The organism is Nocardia sp. NPDC058114, assembly GCF_042884695.1.
Classification (GTDB): domain Bacteria; phylum Actinomycetota; class Actinomycetes; order Mycobacteriales; family Mycobacteriaceae; genus Nocardia.
This window is the reverse complement of sequence record NZ_JBHVTK010000013.1, coordinates 93,617-105,694: the sequence shown is the minus strand read 5'-3', so window position 1 is coordinate 105,694 and position 12,078 is coordinate 93,617. Positions and strand designations below refer to the sequence as shown.

The following is a 12,078-nucleotide window of genomic DNA, read 5'->3' as shown; positions in this document are numbered from 1 at the left end:
GCATAGGGAGAAAGTCTCCGGTTCCGCAAGACTAAACGGAGACTTCATCCGTTTCCAGTGGAGGATCTTGTGGACGCACCGTCGCGGCCGATGCGCGCCGACGCACGCCGCAATTACGAGCGCATCGTCGACTGCGCCCGCGACGCGTTCGCCGAGCACGGCACCGACGCACCGCTGGACGACATCGCGCGACGCGCGGGGGTCGGTCCCGGAACGCTGTATCGCCACTTCCCGAATCGCACCACGCTGATGGAAGCGGTGTATCGCGCCAATATCGAGACACTCGCCGCGCGGGCAGACGAACTACGCCGAACGCACGCCCCCCTCGACGCGTTCGACGCCTGGTTCGGCGAGCTGGTCACCTACATTCTCGAAAAGCACGGCCTGGCAACCACTCTCAAAGCCGCCATCGACCGGACCTCGGACACTTTCGCCGCCTGCTCCGCCCTGCTGGCCGAGGCCGCGGGCAGCGTTCTGATCCCGGTACAGGAGGCAGGCGAGATCCGCCCCGAGGTGAGCCCCCGCGACATCCTGCGCCTCGGCCACGGCATCGGCGCGGGCTGCCAGGCCGCCCCGGAGTCCGCCCCACTGCTCACCGACGTGGCGCTGGCCGGCCTTCGCGCCCAGCGCTAGCGGCGCTCAGGCCAGGTCTTCGATTTTCGCCGCCAGTTCGGCGCCGGTGAGCGGCTCGCGGGCGATGACGGCGATGGTGTCGTCGCCGGCGATCGTGCCGACGATGTAGGGCAGGGCGGCGCGGTCGAGGGCGCTGGCCAGGAAGTGGGCGGCGCCGGGCGGGGTGCGCAGGACGGCGAGGTTGCCGCTGGCGTCGGTGGAGACGAGCAGGTCACCGAGGAGTTTGGACAGGCGGCCGGTGCCGCCGGTGACCCCACGCACGGGGCTGCCGTCCTCGGGGACGATGTAGACGCCCGCGCCACCGTCGGCCGCGCGCAGTTTCACCGCGCCGAGTTCGTCGAGGTCACGCGACAGGGTGGCCTGGGTGGTCTCGATCCCCTCGGCCGACAGCAGCGCGGCGAGTTCGGTCTGACTGCGGACCGAATGCGAGGTCAGCAGTTCGATGATGCGTGACTGGCGGCCGGCGCGGGTGCGAGCGATCGCGGGCGAGCCCTTTTCGGGCGCGCTCATCGCCCAGCCCCCACGCCGGCCCCGGTTCGCGGTCTCACGCGGCGGCTTTCGCGAGCAGCCACACCAGCAGCGCCTTCTGCGCGTGCAGGCGATTCTCGGCTTCGTCCCAGACCACACTGTGCCCACCGTCGAGCACCTCGTCGGTGATCTCTTCGCCCCGGTGCGCCGGAAGACAGTGCAGCACAATCACTTCCGGAGTCGCGTGGGCGAGCAGCTCGGTGTTCAGCTGGAACGGGCGGAACGGGCCGACGCGGTCGAGACCGTCGTTCTCCTGCCCCATGGAGGTCCAGGTGTCGGTGACGAGCACGTCCGCGCCGGTCGCGCCGACCACCGGGTCGCCCGTGACCGACACGGTCGCACCGGTTTCCGCGGCGCGCTTGGCGGCGGCGTCCAGGATCCACGGCAGCGGTTCGAAGCCCGCGGGCGCGGCCACGGTCACGTTCATGCCCGCCGTCACGCCACCGAGCAACAGCGAGTGCGCCATATTGTTGGCGCCGTCACCGAAGTAGGTGAGGTTCAGCCCGGCGAGCGAGCCCTTGCGCTCGCTGATCGTCTGCAGATCGGCGAGCACCTGGCAGGGGTGGAACTCGTTGGACAGCGCGTTCACCACGGGAACCGTCGCGGTGACGGCCATCTCGTCGAGGCGGGACTGTTCGAAGGTCCGCCACACGATGGCATCGACGTAGCGCGAGAGCACGCTGCCGGTGTCGCCGAGGGTCTCCTCACGACCCAGCTGGGTGTCGCGACCGTCGACGACCACCGCATGCCCGCCGAGCTGAGCGATGCCCAGCTCGAACGAGAAGCGGGTGCGGGTGGAGTTCTTCTCGAAGATCACCCCGACTCCGCGCGGGCCGTCTAGCGGCCGGTGCGCGAAGGGGTCCTTCTTCAATTCGGCGGCGATGGCGAGGATCTCGGCCTGTTCGGCCTGCGTCACATCGTCGTCGCGCAAGAAATGACGCAGGGTCACTTGGTCGCTCCCTTAGCATCGGCGGCGGCCTTGTCGAGGATCTCGGGCAGGTCGGCGACGAAATTGTCGGCCTGGGTTTCGGTGAGCACCAGGGGTGGCGCCAACCGGATCACGTCGGGCTTGGCGGGGTTCAGCAGGTAGCCGGCCTCACGCGCCCGTTCGTCGACGTAGGCGGAGATGTCGTTCTTCAGCACGATGCCGATGAGCAGACCCGCACCACGCACGTGGTCGATCTCCGGATGCTCGAGCAACGCGATGCCGTCGCTGAGCTTCTTGCCCACCCACTCCACGTGGGTCAGCAGGTTGTCGGAGTCGATCGTGCGCAGCACGGCCAAAGCCGCTGCCGCACAGACGGGATTGCCGCCGAAGGTGGTGCCGTGCAGACCCGGCGTGAGCAGTTCGGCGGCGCGGCCCTGGGCCAGCACCGCGCCGATCGGCAGGCCGCCGCCGAGCCCCTTGGCCAGGGTGATCGCGTCGGGCACGATGCCCGCCGCCTGGTGCGCGAAAAATGTTCCGGTGCGCCCGATTCCGGTCTGGACCTCATCGAGGATCAGCAGCGCCCCGGCCCTGGACGTGATCTCCCGCGCCTTGGCGAGATAGTCGAACGGCGGGACGACCACACCGCTCTCCCCCATCATCGGCTCGAGGAACACCGCGGCGGTGTCGGAATCGACCACGGCCTCGAGCGCGGCGGCGTCACCGTAGGGCACGTGCACGACGCCGGGCGGCATCGGCTCGAACGGTGTCCGCTTGGCGGGCTGACCGGTCAGGGCGAGCGCGCCCATGGTGCGTCCGTGGAACGCCTCCTCGGCGGCGACGATCTTGGACCGCCCGGTGAGCCGCGCGATCTTGAACGCGGCCTCGTTGGCCTCGGTGCCGGAGTTGCAGAAGAACGCCTTGCCCTCACCGTCGCCGAAGTGGGCCAGGAGCTTCTCGGCCAGCTCGATCACGGGCTCGCTGGCGTACAGGTTCGACACGTGGCCGAGCGTGCCCAGTTGCTGGGTGACCGCTTCCAGGATGGCGGGGTGGGCGTGGCCGAGGCTGTTGACCGCGATGCCACCGAGGAAGTCGATGTAGCGCTTGCCATCGGCGTCGTAGAGCACCGCACCGGCGCCGCGCACCAGCGCGACCTTCGGGGTGCCGTAGTTGTCCATCATCGCGGCCGACCACCGCTGCTGCAGCATCTCTGTTTCGCTCATGATTGCGTTCCATCCGGCGCCCCGGCAGGGGTCACCATGGTTCCGATTCCTTCTCCGGTGAACAGCTCCAGTAGTACCGAATGCGGGACGCGCCCGTCGATCACGTGGGCACTGGGGACCCCGCCGAGCACGGCGCGCAGACACGCTTCCATCTTCGGCACCATGCCCGCATCCAGGCGCGGCAGCAACTTCGCCAACGCGTCGGCGTCGATCCGGCTGGTCAGCGAGGAGCGGTCCGGCCAGTCGGTGTAGAGGCCCTCGACATCGGTGAGCACGACGAGTTTCTCGGCGCCGATGCCCTCGGCCAGCGCGGCGGCGGCGGTGTCGGCGTTGATGTTGTGCACCACGCCGTCGGCGTCGGGGGCGATGGTGGAGACCACCGGGATGCGGCCCGCGTCGATCAGGTCGAGCACGGCGCCGGGGTTGACCTCGGTGACGTCGCCGACCAGGCCGATGTCGGTGGCGACGCCTGCCACGGCGACGGTGCGCCGGGTGGCGGTGAACAGGTGCGCGTCCTCACCGGAGATGCCGACCGCGTACGGGCCGTGCGCGTTGATGAGCCCGACGAGCTCACGGCCCACCTGACCGAACAGCACCATCCGGACCACGTCCATCACCTCGGGGGTGGTGACGCGGAAGCCGCCGCGGAATTCGCCTTCCATGCCCAGCCTTTTCAGCATGGCGTTGATCTGCGGGCCACCGCCGTGCACGACGACGGGATGCACGCCGACGGTGCGCAGGAAGGCCATGTCGGCGGCGAAGGCCGACTTGAGTTCGTCGTCGACCATGGCGTTGCCGCCGTACTTCACGACCACGATCTTGTCGCGGAACTTCTGCAGCCACGGCAGCGCGTCGGCGAGCACGTGCGCCTTGTCCAGCGCCGAAAGAGTGTGCACCACACTGTTACTCATGAGCTGTACGCCGAGTTCTCTTCGACGTAGGCGTGCGAGAGGTCGGTGGTGCGCACCATCGCGGCGCCCTCCCCCACATTGAGCTCGATCAGCACGTCGACGTCCTCGCCGGACAGGTCGACCTCGCGGGCGCCGGGCGCGCCGACACTGTCGACGCAGACCGGATTGCCGTTGAACGACACCGCGATCCGGTTCGGGTCGAGGGTCACCGGTGCGATGCCGACGGCGGCGAGCACGCGACCCCAGTTCGGGTCGGAGCCGAACAGCGCGGTCTTGACCAGACTGTCGCGGGCGACCGCGCGGGCGACGGTGAGCGCCTCGTCCTCGGAGGCCGCGCCGGTAACGGTGACCTGGACCCGCTTGGTGACGCCCTCGGCGTCGGCCATCAGCTGCGCGGCCAGGTCGTCACACACCGTGAACACCGCGGCGTCGAGATCCTCCTGCGCGGGCGCGACGCCGCTGGCGCCGTTGGCCAGCAGCAGCACGGTGTCGTTGGTGGAGCAGGAACCGTCGACGTCGAGCCGGTCGAAGGTGTATTTCGTGGCCTTACGCAGGGCGGAATCGAGCTGCTCGGGTGTGGCCACAGCGTCGGTCGTGAGCACGACGAGCATGGTGGCCAGCGACGGCGCGAGCATGCCCGCACCCTTGGCCATGCCGCCCACATTCCACTTGTCCTCGCTGTGGAATGCCGACTCCTTCGGCACGGTGTCGGTGGTCATGATGGCGTGGGCGGCGTCGGAGCCACCCGACATGCCGCCGCCCATCTCGTGCACGATCTCGGTGATCGCCGGGACGAGCTTGTCCATCGGCAGGCGGTCACCGATGAGACCGGTGGAGCAGACCGCGATCTCGCCCGCACCGGTCTCGGTGCCCCAATTGCTCAGTGCCGCGGCGAGTTCCTCGGCGGTCTTGTGGGTGTCCTGGAAACCGCCGTGGCCGGTGCAGGCGTTCGCGCCACCGGAGTTCAGGATCACCGCGCGCAGATGACCGGTCTTCAGCACCTGCTGCGACCACAGCACCGGCGCGGCCTTGACCTGGTTGCTGGTGAAGACGCCGGCCGCCGCGTATTCGGGGCCCTCGTTGAGCACCAGCGCGAGGTCGGGCTTGCCGCTGGCCTTGATACCGGCCGCGATGCCCGCCGCGCGGAATCCCAGTGGCGCGGTGACGCCCTGGGTGTGGATCAGTTTGCCGTGGTCCGGGGTCTGCGGATCAGGGGTCGTCACGGTGCCACTCCTACGGTGGAAAGTCCTGCGGTCTCGTCGAATCCGACGGCCAGATTCATCGATTGCACCGCGGCGCCCGCGGTGCCCTTGGTCAAGTTGTCGATCGCGCCGATCACCACGAGCAGACCCGCGTCGACGTCGACGGTGACCTGCAGGGTGATGGCGTTGGATCCGAGCACCGAACCGGTCTGCGGCAGTACGCCTTCGGGCAGCAGGTGCACGAAAGGTTCTTCGGCATAAGCTTTTTCGTAGACGGCACGTGCCTGCGCGGCATCGACCTTCGTCGGTGCGGTGCAGGTGGCCAGGATGCCGCGCGGCATCGGGGCCAGCACCGGGGTGAACGACACCGAGACATCCACGCCGCCTGCGGCTTTCAGGTTCTGCGCGATCTCGGGGGTGTGCCGGTGCGCGCCCGCGATGCCGTAGGCCCGGACACTGCCCATCACTTCGGACCCGAGCAGGCCGACATCGAGCTTGCGACCGGCACCCGAAGTACCGCTCACCGCAACGACATTCACCGCTGGCTCGATGATCCCGGCGGCGATCGCCGGGGCCAGCGCCACACTCGACACGGTCGGGTAGCAGCCGGGCACGGCGATCCGCCGGGCACCGGTGAGCTTCGCCCGGCCGCCGGGCAGTTCCGGCAGGCCGTAGGGCCAGCTGCCCGCGTGGGGGCTGCCGTAGTACTTCTCCCAGGCGGCGGCGTCGGTGAGCCGGTAGTCGGCGCCGCAGTCGATGATGACGGTCTCGTCGGGCAGGGCTGCCGCGATGGCGCCGGACTGACCGTGGGGGAGGCCGAGGAACACGATGTCGTGACCAGCCAGGACCTCGGGAGTGGTCTCCTCGAGAATCCGGTCCGCCAGGGGCAGCAGATGCGGCTGCAGCGCGCCCAGTGCGGTACCCGCGTTGGAACCGGCGGTCAGCGCCCCGATCGCGAGGCGCCCCGCTCGGTATTCGGGATGACCGAGCAGTAGACGCAACACTTCGCCACCGGCGTATCCACTCGCACCGGCAACCGCCACCCGCAACACGGGTCCTCCCGACGAATCAACCATGTGATGATTATGCACGACTATGCAAGCTCATTCATGAGCGGGTGTGACCGACTTCGCCTCCGACGCCCCGATCAGGCGTGCGACCAGCGGAAACACCAGAACGGTCGTCGCGCCCGCCGCGACCAGGATCGAGGCGACCTCGGCGGTCAGCAAGCCCGTTTGGGTGGCCACCTGGGTCACCGCGACGATGATCGGCAGGCCCGTCGCGGCAAAGAGCGCCAATTCGACGCGTTCCCGTGCGGTCGGCAGGGTGTCCGCGCGCGGCACGAACCGCTCACTCAGCCAGACGGGCAACCCGCGGGCGATCGCGATGGTGACCACGAACCACAACCACAGTGCCGGATTCCGGCCGACCGCCGCCACATCGATGCCCATGCCCGACACCACGAAGAACACCGGGATCAGCAATCCGTACCCGATGGCCTCGAGCGAGGAGTCCACATCCGGATGCCCCGCCGCGATGAGCCGCCGCAGAATCATGCCCGCGGCGAACGCGCCGAGAACCACGTCCAGATCGAAGACCTCGGCGACCACCATCAGCACCAACAGCAGCAGCACCACCCCGCGCACGGGCAGCTGCGACGTGCCACCGCCCAGCTTGGCCAGCCCGGCGCCCAGATCCGGCATGCGATCGAACATCCGCACCGGCACGAATCCGACCACCACGGCCGCCACCACGAACATCACGACGACCACCACCGCGCTGCCCGCATCGCGACTGGTGAGCAGCACCGACATCGCCACGATGGGCCCCAGCTCGCCCACCGCGCCGTGCGTCATCACCGCCCGGCCCAGCCGCGAGTCGAGGATTCCCGCCTGCTTCAGAATCGGCAGCAGGGTGCCGAGCGCGGTGGAGGTCAACGCGATCGCGACCGCGACGCGGGTGCCGTTGGAGGTGTCCGTCGCCACCATGACGATCACGAACGCGAACAGCAGACACACGATCCACACCACCCACGCCGTCCGCCCGGAGCGGCCGCGCAGCAACCGCGGATCGAGCTCGTAGCCCGCCAGCAGGAACAGCATCCCCAGGCCCAACTCGCTGACCAGGTCGACCCCGCCCGCGCTGCTCGCCCACCCGAGCACGTGCGGTCCGACCACCGCCCCGGCCACCAGCAGGATCACCACATCCGGCAGATACCCGCGCACCAGCCGCGACAGCAGCGGTGCGACCACCGCGATGAGCGCGATCAAGAACAGCGAGACGATCGGCGAGGGATCGCCGACACCCTCGGAAGCGAGCAGATCCATGCAGGTCATCGTGGCACAGCGGCATGCCCGATCCCCGAAACCGCGCGCGGGCGATCGGTCACACCACCGCGCGCGCAGGGATGACTCAGTGCTTGCGGACGACAGTTTCGCCCGCGCCCGGTTTCCAGACGGTGATGTCGAGGTGGTCGTCGTTGGTTTCGACGGTGGAGGCTCCGGTGAGGTCGGCGACGTAGAAGTGGTCGAATTTCTCGCCGCGGATGTCGAAACCGCTGTCGTCGAAGAGCTTTTGGGCGAAGCGGGCGTGGACGGTTTCGTCCTTCAGGTCGGTGACGGTGCCGAAGAGTTTCGCGTCGCCGTCGGAGACCATGGTGTCGACGGTGGCGGTGTGCAGGCAGAAGCGTGGGTCACGCGCGAGATCGTCGAATTTTCGGGTATCGGGCATGCCGGCCAGGACCAGCATGTCCTCGAAGACCATCGGCTCGATCGGGCTGATGCGTGGCGATCCGTCGGCGCGCAGGGTGCCGAGCATGCACAGTTTGCCGGTGGCCTGGTGTCTGCGCTGGAACAAGGCCGCGATGCTCGGTGCTTCTTCGGTGAACTGGCTCCACGTGGTCATATCTCGTACGGTACGACCCAACCTTGACATCTTGTGTCAGGTTTCGCGGCTAGTCTCCGAATATGCGAGCGAGCAGGTTGGTGCAGTTGCTGCTGCTGTTACAAGCGGGCGGCGGCGCGACCGCGAGCGAGTTGGCACGCGAGCTCGAGGTGTCGGTACGCACGGTGTATCGGGACGTGGAAGCACTCTCGGCGGCAGGCGTTCCGGTGTACAGCGAGCAGGGGCGCGGCGGCGGTGTCCGGCTGATCGACGGCTACCGCACCCGGCTCACCGGCCTCACCTCCGACGAAGCCGACGCCGTCCTGCTCGCCGGCCTCCCCGGCGCCGCCGCCGACCTCGGCCTGGGGACCGTGCTGGCCACCGCCCAGCTGAAAATGCTCGCCGCCCTGCCACCGGAACTCCGCGGCCGGGCGACCCGCATCGCCGAACGCGTCCACATCGACATGCCCGGCTGGTTCCAGCGCCCCGACGACACCCCCACCCTGGCCACGGTGGCCGACGCCCTCTGGCACGACCGCCGCCTCGCGATCACCTACCGCCGCCGCGATCGCACGGTGGAACGGACCCTCGACCCACTCGGCCTGGTCATGAAGGCAGGCACCTGGTATCTGATCGCCCGCGAACACACCGACATCCGCTCGTACCGGGCGAGCCGCATCGCCACCGCAGTCCACACCGGCGAATCATTCATCCGCCCAGCGCCTTTCGACCTGGCCGAGCACTGGCAGTCCGCCGCCGAGGAGTTCGCCCGATCCATGCTGCGCGTGAGCGCACACTGCCGGATCTCCATCGACCACCTGAGCCTGCTGCGCCTCATGAACGACCCCGCCGCCGTCCGCGAAGCCCTCGCCTCGACGGGCACCCCCGACGCGGACGGCTGGGCCGACATCACCATCCCCGCCGAGTCCTACGAAGTCCTGGCCCACGCCCTGCTCCCCCTCGGTGCACACATCGAAGTCCTCACCCCACCCGAGCTCCGCGCGAGCATGACCGCCATCGCCGCAGCCATGCTCGCCCGCTACCGGCGACCGACGGCGACCTAGGCACCCGAGCACCGCGAAACCTACGCCGACGTCGAGGTGCCCGGCCGACTGAACTCGACGCAGTCAGGGCACTCGTCAACGATCGGGTGAGTACAGCGCAGCACGTGACCGAGGAAGTCGATGGTTCGGGTGAGGTCGTCGACGTGCGCTCGCAGTTCGGCTTGCTTGTCGGCGAAGAGCGCTACCCGCCGGGCCCTCGACCTCGTATCGAAAAGATCTTTGATCTGCGCCAGGGACAGCCCCGCTCGTTGACAGAGCTGGACGAGGCGGGCCTGAACGATCAGTGCGCCGTTGTAGATCCGTTGCCCGCCGGGCGCGCGGGGCGGAACCAGGACACCGGCGTCCTCCCAGTGCCGCAGGACATGAGCGGCGACGCCCAATTCGGCGGCGGCGTCACCGATGCGGCGCAGCCCGTCGGCATGCGGCATATTCACCCCTTTACTTCAGGTCGACCTGAAGTTTTAGCGTACTTCGCATGGGACACAACGACAATCGGACTCCATTGATCGACTCGATCGCGACACCGGACTTGTGGCGCTGTTGCCGATCCGTGGGATCGGCGGTGACGGGCGCTCTGCGGCCACGACAACCCGACCGCAGGTTCCTGGCCTCGTTGCCCGATCACGACCTACCACGCGGCACAACGACGGTCGAGCTGACAGTTCTGGCACAGAATGCCAAGAGTGTGCCGACGGCAGCGATCGTCGAAGGACTGTTCGCCCCGCGACGGATCGATTCCGCGATGACGGCTTTCGTGGTCCGGCATCCGAAGGCGACCTTTCTCGTGGACCCGGGCATCTGCGTCGACGTCCACGACCGGGCGGTGGTGGAACTCCCCCGGATATTGCGGCTCGCGGTGACGCCTCCGAAGGACGTACTCGACATCCGCGAGTCACTGCATCGCAGTGGAATCGAGGCGAACGCCCTCGACTTCGCGCTGCCGACACATCTGCACTGGGACCATATCGCCGGCCTGCTCGATCTCCCCGGGCTGGCACTGCGCCTGCACCGACCGGAGCACGCGTGGGCGATGGAGGGTCCGGTGGCGCCGGTCGGCGGCGTGCGGCGAGCCGTTCGCGAACGACCTCTCGATGTCTACGATCTGGACGGTCCACCCGTTCTCACCTTCGCCCGCAGCCACGATCTCTTCGGAGACGGCGCGGTGGTCCTCGTCGACCTGTCCGGCCACACCCCGGGCAGCGTCGGTGTGCTCTTACGCACCGAACACGGTCCGGTCCTGCTCGCGGGGGACGCGATCTGGCACAACCTCCAGACCGAGGAGCTACGGCAGAAGTCCGGCTATCCCGGCATGCTGGCCGACAACGACCGCACCGAGACCTGGCGTACTGTCCACCGGCTGCACGCGATCCGCGGCGCGGTTCGCATCATTCCCAGTCACGACCATCGGGCGGCGTGCGCGTGGCACGAGGACTCGCGAGCACTGCGGTCGAGGCAGCTGTGACCTCACGACTTCCAGTCGAGAATCTCTGCCATGGAACGCAACTGGGTCGAGGTGGGGGTCAGGCGTAGGGCCGTGTTGCGGAGGGTGACCAGGGGGCGCGCGGACAGCTGGGCGATGGTGCCGATCCGGGCGGAGCGGGCGGTGATCATCTGGGTTCGGGGGCGGCGTTCTCGGTCGTAGCGGGCGAGGCCGTCCGGCTCGCCCGCCGAGCGGGCCAGGACCACCGCGTCTTCCAGGGCCTGGCAGCCGCCCTGGCCGAGGTTCGGCGTCATCGCGTGGGCGGCGTCGCCGAGGAGGGCGATGCGGCCGGCGGTGAAGGTCGGTAGCGCCGGTAGGTCATAGATGTCGTTGTGCAGCACCGTGTTCTGGTCCGCGGCGGCGAGGAGAGCCGGGATCGGGTGGTGCCAGTTGTCGAAGCGGTCGCGCACTTCGGCGAGGCTGCCGGGGGCGTTCTCGGGGGCGTCGTAGACGGCGAAGCAGTAGACGCGACCGTCCGCGAGCGGGGCCATGCCGAACCGTGCGCCGCGACCCCAGGTTTCACCGAATTCGGTGAGCGGTTCGTCGATGTCGACCACCGCGCGCCAGGCGGTGTAGCCGGCGTAGCGTGGCGCGACTTCGCCGCACACCGCACGCCGGACGACGCTGCGAATGCCGTCGGCACCCACGACCAGGTCGGCGGAGGAGGTGCCCGAGGAGTGCACGACCGCGCCGTCGGTCGTCGCCTCGCGCACCGAGATCCCGGTGCGCACCATCCCTTCCGGAAGCGCCGCGCGCAGAATGTCCAGCAGCCGGGCGCGGTGGATCACGACCGGAGCACCGAATCGCTCGCGCAGGGTCGCCACATCGGTGCGTGCGAGCCATCGCCCACGGTCGTCCCTGATTCCGGCCGACACCTCCGCCAGACCCTGCGCACGGACCGTGTCACCCACACCGAGGGCATCCAGCGCCCGTAAGGCATTGGACCACAGGGAAATCCCGGATCCCACGTCGGCGATCTCCGGCGCCCGTTCCAGTACCTGAACCGACCACCCCTTCCGAACGAGCGCGAGCGCCGCGGCCGTTCCGCCGATTCCGCCACCGACGACGATTGCTGTGGACATCGCACACTCCCTCGTTTCGAGTACGACACGAACGGCGTCCGCACGCAGGCGCGCTCGGCGCTGTTCGGCGAGTCGCAGACGATGCCCATTCTCGCCGAGTCGGTGCATCGTGGGCACCAGCGGCTGCGCGCCCGGCATGTCCCGACT

The 12,078-nt window shown here is 68.8% G+C and carries 13 protein-coding genes; 3 read left to right on the top strand and 10 right to left on the bottom strand.

The annotated features are described in order from the left end of the window. Positions 1-69: 69 nt before the first annotated feature. Positions 70-633: a TetR/AcrR family transcriptional regulator gene (locus tag ACFVVI_RS32090; RefSeq protein WP_379314395.1), complete on the top strand. Its 564-nt coding sequence runs from the start codon at positions 70-72 to the stop codon at positions 631-633. Positions 634-639: 6 nt separating this feature from the next. Here ACFVVI_RS32090 and ACFVVI_RS32085 read toward each other — a convergent pair whose 3' ends face one another. The 8 genes from ACFVVI_RS32085 to ACFVVI_RS32050 all read right to left on the bottom strand — a co-directional run bounded on the left by ACFVVI_RS32085 (position 640) and on the right by ACFVVI_RS32050 (position 8,326). Next, the gene (locus tag ACFVVI_RS32085; RefSeq protein WP_056824335.1) at positions 640-1,143 is read right to left on the bottom strand and encodes an arginine repressor; all 504 of its coding nucleotides are present in this window, start codon (positions 1,141-1,143) and stop codon (positions 640-642) included. Positions 1,144-1,177: 34 nt separating this feature from the next. Further along, positions 1,178-2,110: an ornithine carbamoyltransferase gene (gene argF, locus ACFVVI_RS32080; protein ID WP_378994221.1), complete on the bottom strand. Its 933-nt coding sequence runs from the start codon at positions 2,108-2,110 to the stop codon at positions 1,178-1,180. Next, complete coding sequence (locus ACFVVI_RS32075) at positions 2,107-3,309, bottom strand: acetylornithine transaminase (RefSeq protein ID WP_378994219.1); 1,203 nt, start codon at positions 3,307-3,309, stop codon at positions 2,107-2,109. The genes argF and ACFVVI_RS32075 overlap by 4 nt, the downstream gene beginning before the upstream one ends. Beyond that, a complete protein-coding gene (argB, locus tag ACFVVI_RS32070) occupies positions 3,306-4,220 on the bottom strand; it encodes an acetylglutamate kinase (protein WP_387448162.1) in 915 nt (304 codons plus the stop codon). Before argB ends, ACFVVI_RS32075 begins: the two co-directional genes overlap by 4 nt. Beyond that, a complete protein-coding gene (gene argJ / locus ACFVVI_RS32065) occupies positions 4,217-5,443 on the bottom strand; it encodes a bifunctional glutamate N-acetyltransferase/amino-acid acetyltransferase ArgJ (RefSeq protein WP_378994215.1) in 1,227 nt (408 codons plus the stop codon). The genes argB and argJ overlap by 4 nt, the downstream gene beginning before the upstream one ends. Continuing rightward, complete coding sequence (argC, locus tag ACFVVI_RS32060) at positions 5,440-6,498, bottom strand: N-acetyl-gamma-glutamyl-phosphate reductase (RefSeq protein ID WP_378994213.1); 1,059 nt, start codon at positions 6,496-6,498, stop codon at positions 5,440-5,442. Before argC ends, argJ begins: the two co-directional genes overlap by 4 nt. A gap of 27 nt (positions 6,499-6,525) precedes the next feature. Then, entirely contained in the window at positions 6,526-7,749 is a 1,224-nt protein-coding gene (locus ACFVVI_RS32055; RefSeq protein ID WP_378994211.1) for a cation:proton antiporter, read from the bottom strand. Between the two features lie 85 nt (positions 7,750-7,834). Next, a complete protein-coding gene (locus ACFVVI_RS32050; protein ID WP_378994209.1) occupies positions 7,835-8,326 on the bottom strand; it encodes a pyridoxamine 5'-phosphate oxidase family protein in 492 nt (163 codons plus the stop codon). Positions 8,327-8,388: 62 nt separating this feature from the next. Between ACFVVI_RS32050 and ACFVVI_RS32045 the strand changes: the two genes are divergently transcribed. Continuing rightward, positions 8,389-9,369 carry a helix-turn-helix transcriptional regulator gene (locus tag ACFVVI_RS32045; protein ID WP_378994207.1) on the top strand — a complete coding sequence of 327 codons (981 nt, stop codon included), beginning with the start codon at positions 8,389-8,391 and terminating at the stop codon, positions 9,367-9,369. 20 nt (positions 9,370-9,389) lie between these two features. Here ACFVVI_RS32045 and ACFVVI_RS32040 read toward each other — a convergent pair whose 3' ends face one another. After that, a complete protein-coding gene (locus tag ACFVVI_RS32040; protein WP_387448159.1) occupies positions 9,390-9,797 on the bottom strand; it encodes a MerR family transcriptional regulator in 408 nt (135 codons plus the stop codon). 134 nt (positions 9,798-9,931) lie between these two features. On the opposite strand from ACFVVI_RS32040, the gene ACFVVI_RS32035 reads away from it, so the two are divergent. Beyond that, positions 9,932-10,831, top strand: coding sequence for an MBL fold metallo-hydrolase (locus ACFVVI_RS32035; protein WP_387448157.1), 900 nt, complete (start codon positions 9,932-9,934; stop codon positions 10,829-10,831). Between the two features lie 2 nt (positions 10,832-10,833). Here the strand turns inward: ACFVVI_RS32035 and ACFVVI_RS32030 are convergent, their stop codons facing one another. Then, positions 10,834-11,931: an FAD-dependent monooxygenase gene (locus ACFVVI_RS32030; RefSeq protein ID WP_387448155.1), complete on the bottom strand. Its 1,098-nt coding sequence runs from the start codon at positions 11,929-11,931 to the stop codon at positions 10,834-10,836. Positions 11,932-12,078 lie beyond the last annotated feature (147 nt).

Bases quoted from the DNA above. Each gene is read 5' to 3' on its own strand.
- ACFVVI_RS32085 (WP_056824335.1), bottom strand. From the start codon at position 1,143: ATGAGCGCGCCCGAAAAGGGCTCGCCCGCGATCGCTCGCACCCGCGCC.
- ACFVVI_RS32075 (WP_378994219.1), bottom strand. From the start codon at position 3,309: ATGAGCGAAACAGAGATGCTGCAGCAGCGGTGGTCGGCCGCGATGATG.
- argB (WP_387448162.1), bottom strand. From the start codon at position 4,220: ATGAGTAACAGTGTGGTGCACACTCTTTCGGCGCTGGACAAGGCGCAC.
- argC (WP_378994213.1), bottom strand. From the start codon at position 6,498: ATGGTTGATTCGTCGGGAGGACCCGTGTTGCGGGTGGCGGTTGCCGGT.
- ACFVVI_RS32055 (WP_378994211.1), bottom strand. From the start codon at position 7,749: ATGGATCTGCTCGCTTCCGAGGGTGTCGGCGATCCCTCGCCGATCGTC.
- ACFVVI_RS32050 (WP_378994209.1), bottom strand. From the start codon at position 8,326: ATGACCACGTGGAGCCAGTTCACCGAAGAAGCACCGAGCATCGCGGCC.
- ACFVVI_RS32045 (WP_378994207.1), top strand. From the start codon at position 8,389: ATGCGAGCGAGCAGGTTGGTGCAGTTGCTGCTGCTGTTACAAGCGGGC.
- ACFVVI_RS32040 (WP_387448159.1), bottom strand. From the start codon at position 9,797: ATGCCGCATGCCGACGGGCTGCGCCGCATCGGTGACGCCGCCGCCGAA.
- ACFVVI_RS32030 (WP_387448155.1), bottom strand. From the start codon at position 11,931: ATGTCCACAGCAATCGTCGTCGGTGGCGGAATCGGCGGAACGGCCGCG.